Here is a 22,522-nt window from a genome sequence, read left to right on the forward strand (position 1 = left end):
ATAAAATTGGAATATAACGCAAAAAATATAGAAAAAAAATGGCAAGAATACTGGAAGCAAAACGAAAGTTTTGAGCCGAGTGAAGATTTTACCAAAGAGAAAAAATATATTCTTTCGATGTTTCCGTTTCCTAGCGGACGCCTGCATATGGGACATGTGAGAAACTACTCTATCAGTGATGCTTTTGCACGCTACCACAGACAGCAGGGCAAAAATGTACTCCATCCCATAGGTTTTGACAGCTTCGGAATGCCGGCTGAAAATGCTGCTATCAAAAACGGTTCGCACCCTAAAAGCTGGACTTATGACAACATTGACTATATGAAAAACGAGTTTTATTCTCTTGGTTTTTCTTTTTCACGAAAACGCGAATTTGCCACAAGTGATGAGCTTTATACAAAATTTGAGCAGGGCTTTATTATAGATATGTACAACAAAGGCTTGCTGTATCGTGAAAAAGGGATGCTCAACTGGTGTCCGCATGATCAGACTGTTTTGGCAAATGAACAGGTGGTGGATGGCTGTTGTTGGCGATGCGACACACCGATTGTCAAAAAAGAGATGAATCAGTACTATTTTAAAATTACAGCCTATGCAGACGAACTTTTAAATGATTTGAAAAAGCTTGAAGGCGGCTGGCCGAAACAGGTTTTGACTATGCAGGAAAACTGGATAGGAAAATCAAACGGACTTGCTTTTGATTTGTATTTTGATGAAGAGAGTGATGCAAAGCTCTCTCATAAATTTAAAAGTTTTGATGTCTTTACAACAAGACCTGATACGATTTACGGTGTGAGCTATACGGCTTTGGCCCCTGAGCATGAAATAGTTTCGTATATGATTGAGAACAGACTGCTTGATGCGGATGTTGTCGAAAAAATTGAGACTATGAAAAACACCTCTTCCATTGAGAGGCAAAAAGAAAAATCAGGTGTTGCGCTTGGTTTACATGTAACGCATCCGCTTACAGGAGAAAAAATTCCTGTCTGGGTGGCAAATTTTGTGTTGATGGATTATGGAAGTGGAGCGGTTATGGCGGTGCCTGCACATGATGAGAGAGATTATGACTTTGCCAAAAAGTATGACCTGCCTGTAAAACCGGTTATCAAGCCTTTTGAAGCAGAACATGACTTTTCAAAATCTGCTTTTACAGAAGTCGGTGAGCTTATAAATTCCGGTGAATTTACAGGAATGAACTCTCAAGAGGCTCAAGCAAAAATCATAGCAATGTTTGACCAAAAGGGTTTGGGTAAAAAGACGACAAACTATAAACTCAAGGACTGGGGTGTGAGCCGTCAAAGATACTGGGGTGCACCTATTCCTTTTATACATTGTGATTCATGTGGGCTGGTGATGGAGAAAAAAGAGAACCTTCCTGTGGCTCTGCCGGATGATGTAGAGATTACAGGGGAGGGAAATCCTTTGGAAAAGCATCCCACATGGAAACACTGCAAATGTCCGGAGTGTGGCAAAGATGCTGTTCGTGAAACAGATACGATGGATACTTTTGTAGAATCTTCCTGGTATTTTCTGCGTTTTTGTGCATCGCCTGCAAACTGGGAAAAAGAGGCATTTTCACCTGAGCAGATAAAATACTGGATGCACCAAAAAGGGCACGAAGGTGTTGATCATTACATTGGTGGAATAGAACATGCGATTTTGCACCTTTTATATGCGCGTTTTTTTACAAAAGTCTTCCGTGATTTGGGTTATATTGATCTGGATGAACCGTTTGAGAGACTTTTAACTCAGGGAATGGTACTCAAAGACGGAGCCAAAATGAGTAAATCAAAGGGCAATACGGTTGACCCTGATGCCATCATCGAGAAGTACGGTGCAGATACGGCACGTCTGTTTATACTTTTTGCCGCACCGCCGACACAGGAACTTGAATGGAATGACAGTGCTGTCGAGGGTGCCTACAGATTTATCAAAAGATTTTATGAGCGAAGTGTAAATGTCTTTACATGTAACGAGAAGCCGAAAATCAATCATGCAACTTTAAGCAAAGAAGAGAAGTTTGCCCGTAAAAAAGTCTATGAAGCACTCAAACGTGCCGAAGATGTTTACAATGAAAGATATACATTCAATACGATGATTGCCGGTGTCATGGAAGCGATGAACGCACTCAATGCACAAAAAAATACAGATGTATGGACGGAAGGATACTGGATACTCACTTCTGTAATGGAGCCGGTTATTCCTCATGCCTGCCATGAAATCAGTGAAAAATATTTTGACTTGAAAAACTTAGCACCGCAAGAAATTCTAGAAGAAGTTTTTGTAGAAGAGAGCATCTCTTTGGGTGTTTCGGTTAACGGGAAAAAAAGAGGCGAAATTGAAGTTGCCGCTGATGCGGACAAAGAGACAATTATTGCCACAGCAAAAGAAAGCGTTGCCAAGTGGCTTGAAGGCAAAGAGATCGTAAAAGAGATTTTTGTTCCCAAAAAACTTGTCAATATTGTAGTCAAAGGCTAAAAAATGAAAAAACATCCGCACTTTTTGAAGTTAGTTACTTTCATAGTATCTCTGCTTCTTGCAAGTGGATGTGGCTATAAACCAAGTTCAAAGTATGCCAGAAGTGTTATCGGTTCAAAAATACATACACATGTTGTCATTTCAGCTCTGGATCCTCAAAATACCGTTTTAATAAAAGATGCGGTAGACAGTGCTATTGTGGAAATTTTTCATGCCTCTTTAACAGACAAATCCCATGCCGACACAACGCTGAATTTTTCTTTGACACCGCCGAGTTATTCGCCAATTCAGTATAATGCACAAGGGTATATTATTGCATATCGGGCAAAAATTGTTTTGAAGATTGCAAGAGAATCAAAAAATATTAAAAAAACGTATACGGCAAGAGGTACCTATGATTTTTCGGTTGTGCCAAATGCTGTTATAACTGATCAGGAACGATTTGATGCGATAAAATTCAGTGCTATAAAAGCTATAGCATCTTTTGTTGCACAGGTCTCAGCAGAAGGATCACAACTATAAATCAGGAGAAGATCACATGACTATACAAACAATCATAAGCAAAGCTGTCAAAAGATTAAAACTCGAAGGAAAACTGCTGACTCCTGACTTTTATGCAGAAGCATTTTGCAAAGAGGCGCAAAAAGCAAATATGCAGGTTGAAGATTGTCAGCATATTGACAAATTCAATGCCATGCTCAACAAAGATTTACAAAAAGAGCTCAAAAAATACAACATAAAAACGATGCATGAGTTTGTGCGTTTGCTCATTTCAAAACTCAACAGAACCAACCCTACACAGTGTTCAAATCTGCTTGAATCCCAAACATTACTGACAAAAAGAATTCTGCAGGTTATTACTGTACTGCACAACAAAGAAGCGAGTGAGCTTGCCCAAAAAAACCTGGAACTTATAGAACATGGTGCCCAGCCTGAACAGCTGGACCAGTTTCGACAACGATGGGTCAATTTTTTAACTACTTATGATGATGCTTTTTTACAAAAATTGAAAGAGTACGGTGATGTAGATACGCGGAACTTACAAAAAACTATTGAAAATTTACATTTGGAATGTGTCAGTACACAAGAAAACCAAAGTGTGAATCTAGAAAAAATATCAAAACTTTTGATAGCTTCTTTTGTCCCTTCAATTGCATCAAGTGTCAATGATACAATTGCAACTTTGAGTGAAAAAATTCAGAAAAATCCTGAACTGCTTGAACATGAAAGTGTTGAAAATGAAATCAGGTCAGCCATATCTTTGCGTATAGCACTTGACAAAGCAACTGTCAAAGAGATGGTAGAGTCTATTGACGGTGTTCTTGATAAACTTTCACTGCGCCTTATAGACATGATAGAGAGTTCTGACAACTCAAATGCCGAAATACAAAAAATAAAACTTGAGCTGGAATCTTATACGGAAGAATCAACTGTAAATTTTGCACTTGCACATAAAAAACTTTTTACAATTGCCGTTGCCTTAGAGAAAAATACACATCTTTTAAGTAAAGATTTGCAGGGACACAGTGAGGAAATCAAAGCTTTGAGCAAAAAAGTCCGTACACTTGAAAAAGAGCTTGAAGAAGCCAAGCAGGAATCAAAGGAAGATTTTTTAACGAAGCTGTATAACAAGCGCGCGCTTGATGAGTTTTTAACGATGAAAGAGGCAGAATACAAACGTTATGGTCACAATTTTGTCATTGTTATGTTTGATATAGACTTTTTCAAAAAAGTAAATGATACCTACGGACATGAAGCCGGGGATGCGGTTTTGATGGCATTTGCCAAAATACTCAAAAAAGAGAGCAGAACAGTAGATATAGTCGGGCGTTTTGGAGGCGAAGAATTTTTGGCACTTTTAAGTGAGACAGATTTGGAAGGTGGTGTGATTTTTGCCCAAAAGGTGAGAAAACATGTCGAAAAGACTCGTTTTGTATATAAAGGCAAGCGTATTAAAGTGACTGTGAGTGCCGGTGTTGCGCAACGAAATGATCATATTTCACTTGACGCGACGATAAATTCTGCCGATGAGTATCTGTATAAAGCCAAAAAAGAGGGAAGAAACAGAGTGGAGTATAAAAAATAAACGTGTTACAGGAATTTCTTAACAGCAAACCATTGTATTATGACACCATAGACTACACCCGTATGCCCAGAGTATATGCAAAAATCAAAGCTTCATTGAAAATTCCAAAAATTATTCATCTTGTGGGAACAAACGGAAAAGGGACAACAGGACGTTTTTTGGCGTCAGCTTTGTACTCTTTGGGGTTTTCTACGGGGCATTATACCTCTCCGCATATACTGACTTTCAATGAACGCATTTGGTTCAACGGAGAAAATGTCAGTGATACACGCTTAAACGAAGCACATCAAAAGCTTTTATCATTGTTGAACCCCCAGGATGCAGATTCATTAAGTTACTTTGAATATACAACACTTTTGGCAGTTTTTTTGTATCAGGAGTGTGACTATATTGTTCTTGAGGCAGGGCTTGGCGGAGAGTATGATGCTACAGCGGTATTTGAAAATATTTTAACACTTGTGACACCGGTTGGTTTTGATCATGAAGCTTTTTTGGGGTCGGATATTTTGTCTATAGCAACGACAAAACTCAATGCCATGCAGAAAAAAGTAATTTTGTCCAAACAGCCACATAAAGAAGTGATGCAGATTGCCAAAAAAATCGCACAGGAAAAAAATATCCATGTTGCAGATTACAGTGAACTTTTAGAGGCACAAGACAAGGCAAAGATTGAAGAAATTGCCAGGTATCATAAGTTGGCATACTATTTAAAAGAAAATTTAATGCTAAGTGTCGCGGCATTAAAGAGTCTGGGTATTTCGTATGAAGCAGAAGATTTTAAGCACGCAAAACTATTTGGCAGACTTTCTCAATTAGAGACAAACATACTGATAGATGTAGGACACAACACACTGGCGGCTCGCTCAATTTATGAAAGTTTAAAAGAGAATAAATATATATTGGTTTATAATAGTTTTAAAGATAAAAACTACAGTGAAATACTTACTGTTTTACAGCCGATAATTGAACATGTGGAAATTATAGCAGTAGAAGACGAAAGAATAGAAGAGCCGACGAAACTCAAAAAGGCTATAGAGGATTTACAGATTAAACACACAAGCTTTCAAAGGATAGATGCAAATAAAAATTATCTTGTTTTTGGCTCCTTCAGTGTTGTGGAAACATTTTTGAAGGTGCATGGTGGATAATCATTTTACAGTCACTATTCACGATGACAACGGTGTCAAGCAGTTTAATGTTCACAAGTTTATAAAAAAAGCTTTTTTGTATGCCGGACTTTTTTTACTGAGTATTGTACTGATTGCTTCAGGAACTATTTTGTATTTAAATGCCAGTGTGGATAAACTGCAGAGTAAAAAAAATGAAGTGGCACAGGCATATAAAGAGATGTTGCGTCAAAATCAAGCCTTGCAAAAAGAGATGAAGAGTACAACACATTCACTTTTGGCAAAAGAAAAAGAGCTTGATGAACTTTCAGATTCTTTGTCTCAGATTGAAACGCTCATAGGGCTCAAACCTCTTGCGGATGAATCTTTGGCCGAAAGAGTAAATATGACAATGCTCAGTTCATCGCACAGAGCAACGCTGCTGGAACTCATCCCAAGCGGATCTCCTGTAAAATACCATGGAATTACAAGCAAATTCGGCTACAGAATACACCCGACACTGCATAAAAAAGAGTTTCATCGTGGTTCTGACATGAAAGCGAAATTCAATACTCCTGTGTATGCAACGGCTGACGGTATTGTTGAGTGGGCAGGGTTGCACAGGCGCAGCGGTTTTGGAAAGCTTGTCATACTCGAACATGTGTATGGTTTCAAATCGTATTTTGGACATTTAAACAAAATTGTGGTAAAGTCAGGACAATTTGTAAAAAAAGGTGATTTACTTGCCTATACGGGCAATTCCGGACTCAGTAACGGACCGCATTTACATTATGAAATACGCTTTATTCATCGTGCATTAAATCCGTATTATTTTATAAAATGGACACAGCAAAATTATAATGAAATTTTTAAAAAGGAGAAAAAGGTACCATGGCAATCTTTAATAATGGCAACCTCACGGATAAAAGTGATAAAACAGATGCAAACACAGCAATTGTCACAGCCGGAGCAAAAATCAAAGGCGAAATAGAACTTACATGTAATCTTTATATAGATGGAGAGTTAGAGGGGTTTATAAAGTCTTCCAAAGAGGTGAATGTCGGTAAAAACGGACATGTAAAAGGCGATATCACAACAAAGCGTCTCGTAGTTCAAGGCCTGGTTGAGGGGAGTATACATGCAGACCGTGTTGAAATAAAAGCGGCCGGACATGTAAATGGTGAAATCACCTCGCTTGAACTTGTCATAGAGGCCAAAGGTATTTTTCAGGGAAACTCGATAGTAAAAGAAACAGGAAAGTAATGTCACAGGCAATTTTATTTAATCATTTTAAAAACAATGCACAAAAAGATGCACTTGAAGTTTTGGTATGCGAAGATGCAAAAGAAGCATATGAGCTTGAAAATGTAGCAAAATTTTTTGGACGTGATGTTGTTGTTTTTCCCGATTTCAGACCAGCTTACGGGGATGATTTGCGTTCGTACAAAGAAGAGTTGCACGAACTCTGCTTTGCCTTAAGAAAATACTATTTTTGCACAAAAAAACCACTTGTAATATCTCCTTTAAAAACACTTCTCTTTCACTTGCCAAAAAAAGAGCTCCTCGGTGAGGTGAGGCTTGAGTTTGGTTCAGAGATTAATCTCAAAGAGTTTAAAGAGCAGATGCTCTACTGGGGATACACTTTTGTTGACATGGTACAGGTTGCAGGTGAAATTTCCCATCGTGGAGATATTATAGATATTTTTGTGCCTTCTTCCGAAAATCCGATAAGAATTTCCCTCTTTGACAATGAAATAGAACAGATAAAATCCTTTGCCCTTGAAACACAAAGAACCCTCGGCGATGATTTGGAAAGTGTAGAAATTCGAAGTGCTTTTTATGCGCTGGATGAAGCATCCTACAATGAATTGCATCAAAAAATACAAAAGAGTGAATTTGATGCACTCAACAAAGATGTAGCCTCTTTGGGATTTTGGCATCTTGATGAACTGGCAGAGAATTTTTTGGCAGGCAAAAATGTCAAGCTTGTCAGAAATCTGGACAATATACTCAAAGATGCCTACGGTATAAACAATCCGCAGCTTCCAAGGGATGCTTTTGATTTGGAACTACTCGAAGAAAATGATGCCGTCAAAGAGCTGGTTGTTGTCAATGCTGCGCAGCTTTTAAAAGTACATCCAAACAAAAAAGTAACGCTCATTGCTGCAAATAATGCAACAATAAAACAGACGGGCATTTATGATACAGCAGGGTTGACCATTGTAGAGGCTCCTTATATATTAAATATTATTACACCTGATGAGCTGGTTATATCACTCAACAAAGCCGATAAAAAACGCCGCAGAAGAAAAACCTCTATTCTTTTGGATGATTTAAAAGCAGGTGATTATGTTGTTCATGAAGATTATGGTGTGGGTATCTTTGAAAAAATCGAAAAAACCGAAATACTCGGCGGAGTCAAAGACTTTATCGTCATCAAATATGTCGGTGATGATAAAATACTGCTGCCTGTAGAAAACCTCGACTATATTGACCGCTATATTGCCGGAGGCGGTGCGACACCTGTGCTGGACAGGCTTGGAAAAGGAAGCTTTGGCAAACTCAAAGCAAAGGTAAAAAAAAGACTGCTTGAGATTGCAGGACAGATTGTTAACACGGCAGCAGCAAGAGCGCTCATTAAGGCACCTAAAATTTCTTTGGACAAAAAAGAGTTAGAGCAGTTTCAGGCACTTTCAGGTTTTGAGTATACAGATGATCAGACTCAGGCTGTTGAGGAGATACTCGGACAGATGAGTTCAGGGCATATAATGGACAGGCTTTTAAGTGGAGATGTCGGTTTTGGCAAAACAGAAATTGCACTCAACACTATTTATGCAGCCTACAAGTCAGGCTATCAGTCGGCATTTATTGTGCCGACTACACTGCTTTCAGCGCAGCACTGGCGCTCTTTGGATGCGCGGTTTAAAGATTTGGGTATCCGTTATGCAAAACTTGACCGATTTGTCACCACAAGAGAGAAAAATGCAGTTATTAAAGGGCTGGCAAGCGGCGAAATAGACTGTGTTGTCGGGACACATACGCTTTTTGGACTGGAATTTAAAAAGCTTGGCGTGGTGATTATAGATGAAGAGCACAAGTTTGGTGTGAAACAAAAAGAGAAAATCAAAGAGCTCTATCATAATGTGCATCTGCTCTCTATGAGTGCAACGCCTATTCCGCGTTCACTAAATCAGGCACTCAGTTCCATAAAAACAATGAGCCAGCTTTTAACAGCGCCGAGTGAGCGCCAAGGGGTCAGAACTTTTGTCAAAGAGTATGATGAAAAGCTGATAAAAGAGGTTATTTTGAGAGAACTTCGTCGTGGCGGTCAGGTCTTTTATGTGCACAATTCAATTGATCACATGCCGATAAAAATGGGGGAACTGCAGGCACTCTTGCCTGACTTGAGAATACTTATGCTACATTCTAAAATATCCGCAGTTGAAACAGAAAAAGAGCTGCTGAAATTTGAAGCAGGCGAATATGATGTTATGATAGCCACTTCCATAATTGAGAGCGGTATTCACATGCCCCGTGTCAATACCATCATTGTGGACGGTGCAGACAGGTTTGGTATAGCAGATTTGCACCAGCTTCGAGGACGTGTAGGGCGTGGTCACAATGAAGGCTTTGCTTACTTTATCGTACAAAACAAAGAAAATTTGACAGACGAGGCAAAAAAACGTCTTTTGGCATTGGAATCAAACTCCTTTTTAGGTTCGGGTTCTGTGCTGGCACATCATGATTTGGAAATTCGCGGCGGCGGAAATCTTGTAGGGGATGCACAAAGCGGACATATTAAAAATATCGGCTACTCTTTGTATCTTCGAATGCTTGAAGATGCCATAAAAGAGTTGAGCAATACAGCCGAGGGAGAGCGGGCAAAGGTAGATGTGAAACTGAGCATATCCGCTTTTATCAGTGATGAAATTGTGCAAGAAGACAGATTGCGTTTGGATATCTACAGAAGACTTTCACAGTGTGAAAATGCTGTGGAGATTTATGAGATAGAAGAAGAGGTAATTGACCGTTTTGGTGAGTTGGATATTCCTACAAAACAGTTTTTTGAACTGATGGTTATTAAACTTTTGTCCCTGGAGAAAAAAATCAAAACGATTTCAAACTATGGACAAAATATTACATTTACCTATTTAAATGAGTCTAAGGAGACAATAAAATCAGATTCGAAAGATGATGATGACATTATCAAAGCAACACTGTACTATTTAAGAAACAGCAAACCAAAAGTGCTCTAATTGGTCTATATTACTCTTTTTTTAAGCGCTTTTGGCGCTGCGACTCTATTGCCGATTGTAAGTGAAGCTGTATTGGTTTATGATATTGCAGCCGGTTACAATATTTATGCTCTGCTGGGTGTTGCTACACTCGGCAATACCCTTGGTTCCTGTTTGAACTACTTTTTGGGTAAAAAAGGGGTTGAGTATCTGGCACAGAAAAAATATGTAAAAATGAAAGTATATAAAAAAGCCGAATCAATGTTTGACCGTTACGGCGCCATCGTGCTGCTGCTCTCCTGGGCTCCGATTATCGGCGATCCTATTACTTTTGTAGCCGGTGCCCTGCATTATAATTTTAAAAGATTTTTTTTGCTTGTTTTGTTTGCAAAAGGTATTCGTTATATTCTATTGGCACTTTTTTTTATCTGATTTTTATCTCTTTGGAAAAAGCTTCAAAAATGCGGTAAGTACTCCAGTGATAGGGCATAAACTCAGGATGCCACTGCAGGCCCAGAATGAAGTTTTCATTGTCTGTTTCAATGGCCTGTATGAGGCCGTTTGTATCTTTTGCTGCAACTTTCAGCCCTTTTCCGAGTCTTCTCACTGTTTGATGATGCAGGGCATTGACTTTTAATTTTTCGGCTTTGAGAATTTTATGCAGATGGCTTTTTGGTTCTAGTTTGATGGTATTTTGCGGCAGCAGGGAATGCGGATGTCTAAATTCCAAATCCATTTCCGGTATATGCGGATGAAGTGATCCGCCCGTAAAGAGGTTGATAAACTGCATGCCTCTGCATATTCCCATAACAGGAATGTTTTGTGTGAGCGCGCGCTCAAGTAAAAAGAGTTCCATCGCATCACGCAGCGGTTCGGTTTTTTTTACACTGGGGTGTTTGGATGTATGAAAAGTATGCGGATCAATATCCACACCTCCTGTCAGTAAAAGCCCATCCATTTGGGTGTTTTTATCCCAATTACCAGGATGTAAAAATTTTGCATTCACGCCAAAAAGTGTGAGTAAGGCATGACTCGTCATCCAGGCACTGCGACTTCCTTTACTTGAGCCTGTTATGATTATATTTGTTTTTTCAGCCATACATTGACCTTCTGCAACCACTTTTCTTTTTTCAAAAACGAAAAAGGGTCAGTGAGGTATTTGCTGTATTCATCGGCAAGTTGTGCAAGTGTCTCTTTGTCTTGAGCGAGTTTTTCAATGATGACCCAGCTGTTCCAGGCATCATATGTATGCCACTCCTTTTTGTCAACCTTGGAGTTTGGAAGACGATAATGATAGGCAGGACGCGGTGAAATTTTTTCCTCGGGAAGCGTCTTGAAAACCTGATTGGAATCTATCCAGGCAAGAAGAGGCAAGAGGTCCAGCGCGCGATTGCGGGTAGGGTTGTATTGCAGATAGTCGCAGATAAACCGGTTCATATCGGGTCGGTAAGAGGCTTTGAGTATTTTTTGTATATACTCCTCTTCAAAAGGTTTGATATAGGGGCTGATTCTGCGTACAATATCAGGTTGCAGCCATAGCACAAGCGTCTCATAAAGAATGAAAAACGCCCTGAGTGTATCAATAATTTCTGTTACCTTAAAAGAGAAGGCTTGGGGATTGATATGAAAGCCAAAGGCATAAAGAGGATTGGCATCAGTTCCAAGTGCTCCGTTGGTCCGGAAAGTTTCTTTTATCTCTTCTACAATTTCAACCTTATCCAAAGGAAGCGGCGGTGTTGTAATTTCATAAGGCACTATGGTTTGTGAAAGGGTGGCTATGAACTCTTCTAATGCCAGTGCGATTTCTGTTTCGATAAACTGGTCAAGTCCTATGTTCTGCAGCCATTTCTGCAATCCCTGAGAAATAAGAAACTGAAAATCAAGCACAAGATTAAAGTCACCATAGTATGTGTCTCTGATTTTGTAATGATAAGGATTTATTTTTTCCATACTGCCGGATTTTAGAGTTTTAATAAGTAATTCTGCACTTTTTTGTAATTCTATGGCACTGTATTCAAGTTCAAAGCCGACTTTTCGAAGTTCATGAGAAGAAGCAAGAAGCACAGGTGGTTGCATAAAAAGATTCATACTGTAATTATACTCTATATTTAGATATAATTTCGAAAATTTAACAAAAGAATTATACATTGAAAATAGCATTTATAGGCGATATACTAGGGCAACCCGGGCGTGTCATGTTGCGTGATTATCTGAAGAAAATAAAAGAAGAACACAAAATTGATTTTGTCATTGCAAATTATGAAAATGCTTCTCATGGTTTTGGATTGACACTCAAAAATGCAAATGAACTCTTCTCATACGGCATTGATGTTATGAGCGGAGGCAATCATACCTGGGATAAAAAAGAGATTATTCCTCTTTTGGATACGCATGAACTGCTGCGACCCCATAATTATCCAGATGAAGTACCGGGAACCGGTCTGCGTATTTATGATATCAAGGGTGAAAAACTTGCTGTCCTGAATCTAATGGGGCATTATGCAATGCCCTATACGGACAATGCTTTTCGCTGTGCAAAAAATACGGTTGAGGAACTGCACACGCAGGAGATAAAAAATATTTTTGTTGATTTTCATGCTGAGGCTACAAGTGAAAAACGTGCTATGATGATGATGCTTCAGGGAAAAGTAAGCGGAATTATCGGGACACATACCCATGTAGGCACTGATGATTTTCAAATTGTAAATGGTACGGCATATATGAGTGATATAGGCCTTACAGGGTGTCGTGACAATATAATAGGCATGGACAAAGATGTTCCTATAAAACAGTTTTTGACAGGCCTAAAAGGGCATTTTGATATTCCAAAAAAGTGTAAAAAAATTCTGCAGATGGCTGTTATGCAAATCAACGACGGCAAATGCAGTGAGGCATACAAACTGAAAATTTTTGATGACAGCAGAGTGATTAAAACTGAGGCATGGCTGGATTAGGCGGCAGTCACTCTGTAGTAGTTGTCATTTGCAATATAGGTATTGATAAATTTCTGCTTTAAAAGAGTGTTTTGTTGTATGTTTTCAGGCTGTTTGACTTCTTGTGTTAATGCTGTTTTCGGTTTTTGCAAAAGAGAAAAGTAGTGAGAATTTTCACTGTAGGCACTCTGGGCACTGCTGATTTTGTTTATTTTTTCAAATTTGGTTTTGGCATACTCTTTTTTGAATGTATTTTGCTGTTGCAGTAACTGCTGGTTGTGTAATGACTTATAGTTTGAGATGTAATTGAGTGGTATTTTTACAGAAGAAGCAACAACTTTTTCAAGGTTTTTTGAGAATACTTTCTCTTGAGAGGAATTGTCTCTTGCATTTTGCGTATTTTTATCTATTTTTGATGTGTGTTTGTTGGGTATATATGTATTGTATGATGAAACAAACATCTTTTTTCCTCTTCAAAATTTCCGCAATTGATTTATTATACCATAGAATCTTTGATATAATTATAAAAAATATTAAGGCATGTTTATGAGTGCAAATATAGTAATAGTTGAAGATGAGGAAGATTTACTTGAACTGTTGGAATACACCCTGGAAAAAGAGGGGTTTGAGACAATAGGCTTTTTAAATACAAAAACAGTTGTGCAGATTTTAGATGAAGAAGATATAGATTTACTGATAATGGACAGGAACCTTCCCGGTGTTGAGGGAAGTGAGTTTGTTGCCCAACTGCGTGATGAGGGGCTTGATATACCCGTTATATTTTTAAGTGCAAAAGACAGAGATGAAGATATTGAGAGTGGCTTTTTAAGAGGCGGAGATGATTACATCACAAAACCGTTTAATATGAAAGAGCTGGTCCTTCGCATCCGGTCTGTCTTAAAAAGAACTTCAAAAAAATACAATAATTCAAAATTGCTTTTTAGAGATTTACTGCTTGACAAAGGCAGCAGAACATTACATGTAGACGGAAGACCTGTTGATGTGACAAAGCTTGAATTTGATCTTTTAAGTGAATTTATTTTAAATAAAAACAGTGTACTTGACAGGGATTATCTGCTTGAAAATGTTTGGGGTGACAGTGAAAACCACCAGTACAAGACTGTCAATGTTGCCATCAACAGGCTCAAAGAGAAGATAGACCCGGACAAGTCAAAAGACTATATACAAACAGTTCGCGGAGTAGGGTATAAAATATGTTAACAAATTGACATATTTTTAGCTTTCTTGATTTTTCTTGGTTATATTGTTGCTCTTAGGAGTAAGAATGAGAGATTTTCGAACGATTATAGAAGTTTTAAAAGAGCATATTGCAAATGGTTCAAAGGCTAAAGTCTATGACAAAGATGTGGCAAATCTACTGAATATTTCCCAATCAAAATTTGCAACAATCAAAAAAAGAAATTCTACCCCTTTTGTTGAGGTATTGGAATATTGCCATCAAAAAGATTTGTGCTGCAATGAAATATTTTTTGAGGCAAACAACTCCTCTTTGTCTCGTTAAAATGCTTGATTTTTAGTTTGTAAAGAGAGCATCATTAAACTTTCATCTGTATAGTGGTTAATTTTTGCTAAAATAGATGAAAATATTTTAGTAGGGTTTAATGGCATATTCAGAATCAGATACTCGCTCAAAACTAATCGACCCCTCTATAAAGGAGAGTGGTTGGTTAGAATCTAACATAGTAAGAGAATATTATTTTACTGACGGGCGAAAGCTTATCGGTGGTAAACGTGGTAAAAGATACTTTGTCGATTACCTGTTGACATACAAAAATACAAACCTTGCTATCATCGAAGCAAAAGCCGAATCAAAAGACCCACTTGATGGACTGCAACAGTCCATCAACTATGCCCAGCGTTTGAAAATAGATTTTGTATATGCAACAAACGGGCATAAAATTTATGAACACTCTCTTTTAGAGGGAAAAGGTCAGTTTATTGAAAACTATCCGACTCCGGATGAACTCTTTGAACGAAAATATGGCAAACAATCTCCAAAAGCAAAAGATATAATCACGCACCCTTTTTACATAGAAGGAACGATGAAACCTCGTTTTTATCAACAAATAGCTGTTCAAAAAACCGTAGAAGCAGTAGCCGATGAAAAGAGAAGAATTTTACTGACTCTAGCGACGGGAACCGGTAAAACCTACATAGCTTTTCAAATAGCATACAGACTTTTTCAATCAAAATGGAACAGAGATAATAGTGACAGAAGACCTAAAATACTTTTTCTAGCAGATAGAAATGTACTCAAAGACCAGTCTATGAACACTTTTAACCCACTTGAAAAAGACTGTGTTGAGATTAACGGAAAAGTTATTAAAAAGAGAGGCGGCAGAGTTCCAACGGCAGGAAATATATTTTTTGCTATTTATCAATCTATTGCAGAAAATAAAAACAGAGTTGTCGATATAACCGAGGAAGAGCAAGAAGATGATGTAACAGCATACTATAAACAATATCCAACTAATTTTTTTGATTTAATCATCATTGATGAGTGTCATCGCGGCAGTGCAAATGATGAGAGTTCGTGGAGAGATATATTAAATCACTTTGGCAGTGCCGTTCACTTAGGTTTAACGGCTACACCAAAAAGAGATGATAACGGAGACACTTACAAATACTTTGGAGAACCTATCTATGAATATTCTCTCAAAGATGGCATTAACGATGGTTTTTTAACGCCCTACAAAGTAAAGCGAATTCAAACCAACATAGACGAGTACAGGTTTGACCCTAACGACATCATAACCGGTGAGTTAGAGAAGCAGATAGTAGAATTAGAGCAGTTTGAAAAACAGGTGGTCATTCCAAAACGCACAGAGCTCATCGCAAAAACCATTCTGCAAAACATGAACCCTATGGATAAATCTATCATTTTTTGTGTCAACCAAAAACATGCACTTGATATGAAAATAGCGATAGACAAGTTCAAAACCATTAAAGACAATAACTACTGCGTAAGAGTTAGCTCAGATGAGGGCGACATTGGTCGTGATTTTTTGGAGATGTTTCAAAACAACGACAGAGATATACCTACAATACTCACAAGCTCAAAAATGCTTACAACGGGTGTGGATGCCAAAAATGTCAGAAATGTAGTCCTGACAGCACCCATAAAATCTATGACAGAATTTAAACAGATAATAGGTCGTGGAACGAGAGTTTTCGAGGGCAAAGATTTTTTTACCATTATGGACTTTGTCGGAGCGACGAATCTTTTTTATGACCCTGCATGGGATGGTGAAAATGTGTCAGAAGAAAGACCTCCAAAAACACCAAAAGATAAGAAAAAAGGTGAAAATGATGATACTTCATTAACTGAACCACCTGAAGGGAAAGTACCAAAAAATGAAAAGGTAACCATAGACATAAAGGGTAAAAAACTCAAAGTCATCAACATTGAAACAACTTATGTCGGCATGGATGGCATCCCTTTAAAAACAGAGGATTATTTAGAACTCCTCATAGGTGTACTTGGAAAGTTTTACAATAATGAAGATGGACTCCGTGGTATTTGGAGTAACCCAAAAAACAGAAAAGACCTACTAAACAAACTAAAAGAGATGAATATAGATGAAGCACAGTTAAATGACCTCAAAATAATCTTTGATGCCCAAAATAGTGACATATATGACATACTCACCCATATATCTTTTAACCTAGACATCAAAACAAGAAGTGAAAGAGTTTTTGCCGTAGAACATTCAGAGTTTATAGAAAAACATCACAATGAAAAAGCAAAAGAGTTCATAGAATTTATACTTGAGAGATACAAAAAAGACGGAGTCAAAGAGCTTGATGAAGACAAACTTGGGAAGCTGGTTGATTTGAGTGGGCTTGGAAGTGTGAGAGAAGTTGCAAATAACTTTGGTGGGATAACTGAGATGAGGGATGAGTATTTTGAGTTACAGAGGGAGATTTATAGGTGAAAGGACTATTAGAATGTTAAAATATATAGAAAACTTATTATACGAAAAAACTAAAGACACACAAAGTCAAATTTTACATACACAATGGAGTTATGATAAAAAAATAATTCCAGACATATTGCAAACAATTTCTACTATTTTTCCTCATTATAGTTTACATGATGAAACACATTCTATTACTATTATCAACAATATTGTTAGGGTTATAGGAAAAGAAAATATTGAAAAATTATCAGCAATTGATTTATGGTTAATTTTAGAAGCAAGTTATAAACATGATATAGGAATGGCAATAACCGCAGAAGATATTAAAAATACATTAAAATCTAAAAATTTTATAAATTTTTTTAGAGATATATTAAGTGATAAAAAACATAGTTTATATGAGTTCGCATCTCAATTTAAAATCAAAAATAGAAAAATTCAATATAAAAAGCAACAATTAGATTTAAAATTGCATGATGGTATTAAGTTTTTATTAGCAGAATATTACAGAAGTAAACATTCGAAACGCTCTAAAAAAATTATAGAAAATAATAATCAAGAATTTGATTTAGAAAACAGTGAAAAATTAATTCCTAAACGAATCTTTAAAATTTTAGGAATGATATGTGATAGTCATACTCAAAGTTTTAATGATGTAATGAAATTGTCATTTTCAGAAGTTGGAATAGATACAGAAGATGCTCACCCACGCTTTATTGCTTGTATGTTACGTATAGGTGATTTACTTGACTTGGACAATAATAGATTTTCAGATGTTATGTTAAGAACATTACATAAAATACCATTAGATACATTACAACATAAAGATAAGCATTTATCTATTGAATCGTTTCGTGTAGATAGAAAAATTATTGAGATAATTGCTCGTTGTAAAGATTATGAAGTAGCAAATATTACTCAACATTGGTTTAATTATTTAAATGATGAAATTAGCAATCAAATGATTAAATGGAATGAGATTGTGCCATCGAAAGAGTTTGGGTATTTGCCTACAATTGGAAATTTGCGAGTAGAGTTAAAAAAATATGATTTTATTGATGGTAAAAACAAACCTCAATTTAAAATTGATACACAAAAAGCTTTAGATTTATTACAAGGTGCAGGTATTTATGAAAATGCTTATCAAAGTATAAGAGAAATTTTACAAAATTCTGTAGATGCAACATTGATAAAAATATGGTTGGAGCATGGAGAAGAGAAAAATTTTAGTACACCAAAGAGTCAAGATTTTTTAAAATTATTATCCTATTATTCAATTACTATAAATATTTGTGAAGAAAAGGTAACTAAAAATAGAGTTATATGGAAAATTGAGATAGAAGATAGTGGTATTGGAATATCAACCGATGATTTAAAGTTTTTAATGACTACAGGTAGTTCTTCTAAAAATAGAAAAAAGAGAAATATTATTGAAGATATGCCAGAGTGGATGAAACCATCTGGAACTTTTGGTATAGGCTTTCAAAGTATTTTTATGTTGACGGAACAAGTTGTTTTAGAAACCAAAAGTTTTTTTGATGAGCAATATCAAATAGTAGAGTTAAATAGCCCTAGTTCAAAAAAGGATGGAGCTATTTTAGTTGAAAAAAAAGATAGTACACATAAGCAGAAAATTGGAACAAAAATAACTTTTTTACATCAAACAAAAAAAATACCAAATAGCTATTCTTTAGGCAGAAATGAAAGTTTAAGTCAAAAGGTTATTGCATCATTTGATCCCATAGTCGATGACTCTTTTAATGTAGAGATAGCCTCTTTAATTGATAGTATTGAGGTGTTTGCAACAAAAAATAATATACCATTGGGATTAAAATTTAATAATGAGAATATCATAAATAACGAAAAAGACATTATAAATAATTTTAATTATTTTTCGCAAAAAAACTCTTTAGAATTAAGTTGTAATTACAGTGATTATTTTTCAACATATAGAAATGAAATGTTTTATAAAAATCAATATATTGAAAAAGACCATTTAAATAGTATGAAATTTATAGGTTTTACTATAAATATTTTAAAAGATGATGCCTCTGAAGTACTTACAATTGACAGAAACGAGATAAGAAAAAAATATTTAAAAAAATTAAATAAAAAGATACATACAAGTATCTATGAATACTTGATAAAAGAGTATGATAAAATATTTATAGATAAAAAAACAAAGATTTTAGCAAGTTTTTTTCTAAATTATTATTATTTTGAAGAGCTTAAAAAAGATGGACTTTTTTTTGATGAGTGGAAAAATTATAAGTTAAAGTGTGAGAATAATACTGAAATTTCTTTAGGAGATTTATTTGATAAAGTAGATAAAATTAGATTTATTGAAGTTCCAACAACGATAGATAACAGCAATTTTGCTGATCAATATACTTTAAAAAATAATGTATTTAAAGTCATAGTTTATGGACATAGTAATAATGTTACTGATTTTATTAAAAAAATACTTTTTAGATTTTTTAAGTCTGTAAAAATTGATATTGAAAAAAATCAAAAGAGTTTTTTTAAAAAGGCAAATCTAAATCCAATTAAGAAAAAAGAGATTTCTAATCTTTTGGAAAAATTAAATCACTATTATGGGAAAAGAGTAAAAATCCCGTGTAATCGTAAATATGAAAAATTAAGATTGAAAGATGATGCTCGGAAACCTTGGTTATTTGAAGTTTATGTTCATGCATATAGTTTACTTGCTCCTTCCATGTTGTCTCCATATTTTATAAAAGATAATGATAAATTAGAATATAGAGTTACTGATAAAATAATAGAATGGGTTTATGAAAACAGATATGACAATGCTACTACAATAAAAGAGATAGAAGATACATATAAAATTTTTGAACAAGATATGAAAGATGCTGTAGAGAAAATAAATAAGAGTTTAGAGAATTAGTTATGATTAAACTCCCCCTAAAAACCAACCCAGAAACCCAAACAACCCTAAAAAAAGCAATCTCCGCCAGTCGTGCTTTGGCAAAACTCAATGGAGTTGCGAAAATAATTCCAAACAGTGCTATTTTGATAAATTCTTTGGTTTTACAAGAAGCAAAAGATAGTTCTGCGATTGAGAATATTATCACTACACACGATGAGCTTTTTCGGGCAGGGCTTGATATATCTGATATTACAAACGAGGCAAAAGAGGTGCAAAACTATCGTCAAGCACTTTTGAAAGGGTATGAACTTGTAAAAGATAACCACCTACTTCTTAAAAAGTATATTATAGAGATACAAAAAGAGTTGGAGCAAAATGATGCAGGAGTAAGACGGCAAAGCGGCACCGTTTTAAAAAATGCTGTAACAGGTGAAGTGGTGTTTACTCCTCCACAGGATTATGAAACCATTCAAGAACTTTTAGATAATCTAGAGCATTACATCAATGAAGAAAATGAGATAGATCCACTTATAAATATGGCTATAATTCATTATCAGTTTGAATCTATTCACCCTTTTTATGATGGAAATGGTCGTACTGGTAGGATTATAAATATTTTGTATCTTGTATTAAAAGATTTGCTTGAATTGCCTATTTTGTATTTGAGTCGTTATATTACAAAAAATAAAGCAGATTATTATAGACTACTTCAAGAAATAAGAACGAAAGAAAATTGGGAAGAGTGGATACTTTATATGCTAGATGGCATAGAAGAAACCTCTTATGAAACGATAGAGCTCATCGAAAATATTAATTCGCTAATGCAACAAATACAAATAATTGTAAAAGAGCAGTTACCAAAATTGTATTCAAAAGATCTCATCGAAATACTTTTTATGCATCCCTATACGAAAATAGAATTTTTGGTCAATGGATTGAAAATCAGTAGGCAAACAGCTTCAAAGCATTTAAAAGAATTAGAAAAAATTGGTGTATTGGAAAATATACAGATTAAAAATAGTAAGTTTTTTGTCAACACACAACTATTTGCTCTGTTAAAAAAAGGCTTATAATTATACATATAATAAAACCTATGTTAAAAAAAGTCAATAAATTTAACATACATTCAAACTTATGTTAAAAAAAGAATAAAATTTACACATAACAAAAGGCAGAAATTGGAAAACAAAATAAACCGTATAACAGACATCCTCCGCCGAGATGATGGCATCTCTGGTGCTATGATGTACACAGAACAGATATCGTGGATACTTTTTTTAAAATTTTTAAATGATTTGGAAGACTCTAAGGCTGATGAAGCACTTTTAAATGGGCAGAATTATACTTATATACTTGATGACAAGTTTAAGTGGAGCTCTTGGGCTTGTCCTAAAAAAGAGGGGAAGATTGACCTTATAAATGCTAAAAGCGGAGAAGACCTTTTAGAATTTGTAAACAAGGAACTGTTTCCTTATCTCAAAGGGTTTAAATCAATCACCCAAGACCCAAAATCTATAAAATACAAAATCGGTGCTATTTTTGAGTTTTTGGATAACCGCATCGCAAACGGGCATACACTTCGTGAGGTTTTAGACATTATAGACGGGATGGACTTCCATAATCAGGCTGATTTGTTTCAACTCTCACTCATTTATGAAAAACTGCTTAAAGATATGGGGAGTGATGGCGGGAACAGCGGGGAGTTTTATACTCCTCGTCCGCTTATTAAAGTGATAGCAGATGTTGTAAACCCACAAGTAGGAGAAACTGTTTATGACCCGGCAGTCGGCTCTTGCGGGTTTCTCATAGAAGCTTATAATCATATGAGATATACCAATGTTGCAAAAAACGAACAAAGAGAACTCTCAACCGAACAGCTAAAGTTTTTAAATGAAGATACTTTTTTTGGAAATGAAAAAACACCGCTCTCTTATGTGATGGGCGTGATGAATATGATTTTACACGGTATAGAGTCTCCAAACATTGCAAAAACAAACACGCTTACCAAAGACATAAGAGGGTTGGAAGAAAAAGAGAGATTTGACTGCATTTTGGCAAATCCTCCTTTTGGCGGAAAAGAGAACGACTCCATTCAGCAAAATTTTCCCATAAAGTCCAATGCTACCGAGTTGCTGTTTTTGCAACATATGATGAACTACTTAAAGCTTGGCGGAAAGTGTGGCGTTGTTATTCCTGAAGGTGTGTTGTTCCAAACAAACAAGGCATTTGTTGCCGTTAAAAAAGAGCTTTTGGAACGATTTAATGTACATACGGTGCTTAGTCTTCCGGCAGGAATATTTTTACCCTACAGCGGTGTGAAAACAAATGTACTCTTTTTCGATAGAAACGGAAGCACATCAGATATATTTTACTACGAAGTAAACCCGCCGTATAAACTCACAAAAAACAAACCTATTCAGTATGAACACTTCAAAGAGTTTTTGTCATGTTGGAAAGAGAGAAAGCTAACTGACAACTCTTGGATAGTACATGTAAACGATATAAAAGAGTATGATATAAGTGCTAAAAATCCTAATAATGTGGAAACCATAGAGCATAAATCACCGATAGAGTTGGTTAAAAATATAAAAACTAATAATGAAGAAATAAATGCTTTGATGAATGAAATAGAAGCTATTTTAGTGGGAAAAGATATTGAGTAAGTTCAGTACCCTCGGCTATATCTCTAAGTATATAGGCTTACGAGGGAATTTCGATTACAATTATACAGAAAACGAGGTTAATAGTTAATGAAACAATATGACTTTGAGAATTTGAAAAAAGAGTTCAAGGATTTGTTGTGTTTATAGCTGTTTGCCCCCTTGAGAAACAAGGGGTAGTCCCGAAGAAAAT

General features: G+C 35.9%; 18 protein-coding genes. 15 read left to right on the top strand and 3 right to left on the bottom strand.

What is annotated here, in order from left to right; all coding sequences use genetic code 11:
- Nucleotides 1–6 precede the first annotated feature (6 nt).
- From leuS to LCX93_RS03070, 8 genes are read left to right on the top strand one after another with little or no spacing between them, the layout of a single operon-like run.
- Nucleotides 7–2,478, top strand: coding sequence for a leucine--tRNA ligase (gene leuS / locus LCX93_RS03035; protein ID WP_226068343.1), 2,472 nt, complete (start codon nt 7–9; stop codon nt 2,476–2,478).
- A 3-nt stretch (nt 2,479–2,481) separates the two neighbouring features.
- Nucleotides 2,482–3,000, top strand: a complete 519-nt coding sequence (lptE, locus tag LCX93_RS03040; RefSeq protein ID WP_226068345.1) for an LPS assembly lipoprotein LptE — start codon at nt 2,482–2,484, stop codon at nt 2,998–3,000.
- Nucleotides 3,001–3,016: 16 nt separating this feature from the next.
- The gene (locus LCX93_RS03045) at nt 3,017–4,564 is read left to right on the top strand and encodes a GGDEF domain-containing protein (protein WP_226068347.1); all 1,548 of its coding nucleotides are present in this window, start codon (nt 3,017–3,019) and stop codon (nt 4,562–4,564) included.
- A 2-nt stretch (nt 4,565–4,566) separates the two neighbouring features.
- The gene (locus tag LCX93_RS03050) at nt 4,567–5,712 is read left to right on the top strand and encodes a bifunctional folylpolyglutamate synthase/dihydrofolate synthase (protein ID WP_226068349.1); all 1,146 of its coding nucleotides are present in this window, start codon (nt 4,567–4,569) and stop codon (nt 5,710–5,712) included.
- Nucleotides 5,702–6,661, top strand: a complete 960-nt coding sequence (locus LCX93_RS03055; protein WP_226068351.1) for a peptidoglycan DD-metalloendopeptidase family protein — start codon at nt 5,702–5,704, stop codon at nt 6,659–6,661. The genes LCX93_RS03050 and LCX93_RS03055 overlap by 11 nt, the downstream gene beginning before the upstream one ends.
- Complete coding sequence (locus LCX93_RS03060) at nt 6,562–6,933, top strand: bactofilin family protein (RefSeq protein WP_193151337.1); 372 nt, start codon at nt 6,562–6,564, stop codon at nt 6,931–6,933. The genes LCX93_RS03055 and LCX93_RS03060 overlap by 100 nt, the downstream gene beginning before the upstream one ends.
- Nucleotides 6,933–9,926, top strand: a complete 2,994-nt coding sequence (gene mfd / locus LCX93_RS03065) for a transcription-repair coupling factor (RefSeq protein WP_226068353.1) — start codon at nt 6,933–6,935, stop codon at nt 9,924–9,926. Before LCX93_RS03060 ends, mfd begins: the two co-directional genes overlap by 1 nt.
- Nucleotides 9,927–10,337 carry a YqaA family protein gene (locus LCX93_RS03070; RefSeq protein WP_226068380.1) on the top strand — a complete coding sequence of 137 codons (411 nt, stop codon included), beginning with the start codon at nt 9,927–9,929 and terminating at the stop codon, nt 10,335–10,337. It abuts the gene before it with no gap.
- Here LCX93_RS03070 and LCX93_RS03075 read toward each other — a convergent pair.
- Nucleotides 10,330–11,004 (bottom strand): gamma-glutamyl-gamma-aminobutyrate hydrolase family protein, encoded by a 675-nt coding sequence (locus LCX93_RS03075; RefSeq protein WP_226068382.1) that lies wholly within the window; start codon nt 11,002–11,004, stop codon nt 10,330–10,332. The genes LCX93_RS03070 and LCX93_RS03075 overlap by 8 nt on opposite strands.
- A complete protein-coding gene (locus tag LCX93_RS03080) occupies nt 10,983–11,993 on the bottom strand; it encodes an amidoligase family protein (protein ID WP_226068384.1) in 1,011 nt (336 codons plus the stop codon). Before LCX93_RS03080 ends, LCX93_RS03075 begins: the two co-directional genes overlap by 22 nt.
- 59 nt (nt 11,994–12,052) lie before the next feature.
- Here LCX93_RS03080 and LCX93_RS03085 point away from each other — a divergent pair, with 59 nt between their 5' ends.
- Complete coding sequence (locus tag LCX93_RS03085) at nt 12,053–12,859, top strand: TIGR00282 family metallophosphoesterase (protein ID WP_226068386.1); 807 nt, start codon at nt 12,053–12,055, stop codon at nt 12,857–12,859.
- Here the strand turns inward: LCX93_RS03085 and LCX93_RS03090 are convergent.
- Nucleotides 12,856–13,299 (bottom strand): hypothetical protein, encoded by a 444-nt coding sequence (locus LCX93_RS03090; protein WP_226068388.1) that lies wholly within the window; start codon nt 13,297–13,299, stop codon nt 12,856–12,858. The genes LCX93_RS03085 and LCX93_RS03090 overlap by 4 nt on opposite strands.
- An 85-nt stretch (nt 13,300–13,384) precedes the next feature.
- Between LCX93_RS03090 and LCX93_RS03095 the strand changes: the two genes are divergently transcribed.
- The 6 genes from LCX93_RS03095 (at nt 13,385) to LCX93_RS03120 (ending at nt 22,332) form a co-directional block, all read left to right on the top strand.
- Nucleotides 13,385–14,059 carry a response regulator transcription factor gene (locus LCX93_RS03095; RefSeq protein WP_193151344.1) on the top strand — a complete coding sequence of 225 codons (675 nt, stop codon included), beginning with the start codon at nt 13,385–13,387 and terminating at the stop codon, nt 14,057–14,059.
- 64 nt (nt 14,060–14,123) lie between these two features.
- Complete coding sequence (locus tag LCX93_RS03100; protein ID WP_226068390.1) at nt 14,124–14,360, top strand: hypothetical protein; 237 nt, start codon at nt 14,124–14,126, stop codon at nt 14,358–14,360.
- A 100-nt stretch (nt 14,361–14,460) separates the two neighbouring features.
- Nucleotides 14,461–16,794, top strand: coding sequence for an EcoAI/FtnUII family type I restriction enzme subunit R (gene hsdR / locus LCX93_RS03105; RefSeq protein WP_226068392.1), 2,334 nt, complete (start codon nt 14,461–14,463; stop codon nt 16,792–16,794).
- A 13-nt stretch (nt 16,795–16,807) separates the two neighbouring features.
- A complete protein-coding gene (locus tag LCX93_RS03110; RefSeq protein WP_226068402.1) occupies nt 16,808–19,687 on the top strand; it encodes an HD domain-containing protein in 2,880 nt (959 codons plus the stop codon).
- A 2-nt stretch (nt 19,688–19,689) separates the two neighbouring features.
- Nucleotides 19,690–20,742, top strand: coding sequence for a Fic family protein (locus LCX93_RS03115; protein WP_226068404.1), 1,053 nt, complete (start codon nt 19,690–19,692; stop codon nt 20,740–20,742).
- A gap of 105 nt (nt 20,743–20,847) precedes the next feature.
- Nucleotides 20,848–22,332, top strand: coding sequence for a class I SAM-dependent DNA methyltransferase (locus LCX93_RS03120; protein ID WP_226068406.1), 1,485 nt, complete (start codon nt 20,848–20,850; stop codon nt 22,330–22,332).
- Nucleotides 22,333–22,522: the final 190 nt, after the last annotated feature.

The sequence above is a fragment of the Sulfurimonas sp. SWIR-19 genome (genome assembly GCF_020410885.1).
Classification (GTDB): Bacteria; Campylobacterota; Campylobacteria; order Campylobacterales; family Sulfurimonadaceae; genus Sulfurimonas; species Sulfurimonas sediminis.

Coding starts and splice junctions, on each gene's coding strand:
- LCX93_RS03115 (WP_226068404.1), top strand. CDS start 19,690: ATGATTAAACTCCCCCTAAAAACCAACCCAGAAACCCAAACAACCCTA.
- LCX93_RS03110 (WP_226068402.1), top strand. CDS start 16,808: ATGTTAAAATATATAGAAAACTTATTATACGAAAAAACTAAAGACACA.
- mfd (WP_226068353.1), top strand. CDS start 6,933: ATGTCACAGGCAATTTTATTTAATCATTTTAAAAACAATGCACAAAAA.
- LCX93_RS03080 (WP_226068384.1), bottom strand. CDS start 11,993: ATGAATCTTTTTATGCAACCACCTGTGCTTCTTGCTTCTTCTCATGAA.
- LCX93_RS03075 (WP_226068382.1), bottom strand. CDS start 11,004: ATGGCTGAAAAAACAAATATAATCATAACAGGCTCAAGTAAAGGAAGT.
- LCX93_RS03055 (WP_226068351.1), top strand. CDS start 5,702: ATGGTGGATAATCATTTTACAGTCACTATTCACGATGACAACGGTGTC.
- LCX93_RS03095 (WP_193151344.1), top strand. CDS start 13,385: ATGAGTGCAAATATAGTAATAGTTGAAGATGAGGAAGATTTACTTGAA.
- LCX93_RS03090 (WP_226068388.1), bottom strand. CDS start 13,299: ATGTTTGTTTCATCATACAATACATATATACCCAACAAACACACATCA.
- LCX93_RS03100 (WP_226068390.1), top strand. CDS start 14,124: ATGAGAGATTTTCGAACGATTATAGAAGTTTTAAAAGAGCATATTGCA.
- lptE (WP_226068345.1), top strand. CDS start 2,482: ATGAAAAAACATCCGCACTTTTTGAAGTTAGTTACTTTCATAGTATCT.
- LCX93_RS03060 (WP_193151337.1), top strand. CDS start 6,562: ATGGCAATCTTTAATAATGGCAACCTCACGGATAAAAGTGATAAAACA.
- LCX93_RS03045 (WP_226068347.1), top strand. CDS start 3,017: ATGACTATACAAACAATCATAAGCAAAGCTGTCAAAAGATTAAAACTC.
- hsdR (WP_226068392.1), top strand. CDS start 14,461: ATGGCATATTCAGAATCAGATACTCGCTCAAAACTAATCGACCCCTCT.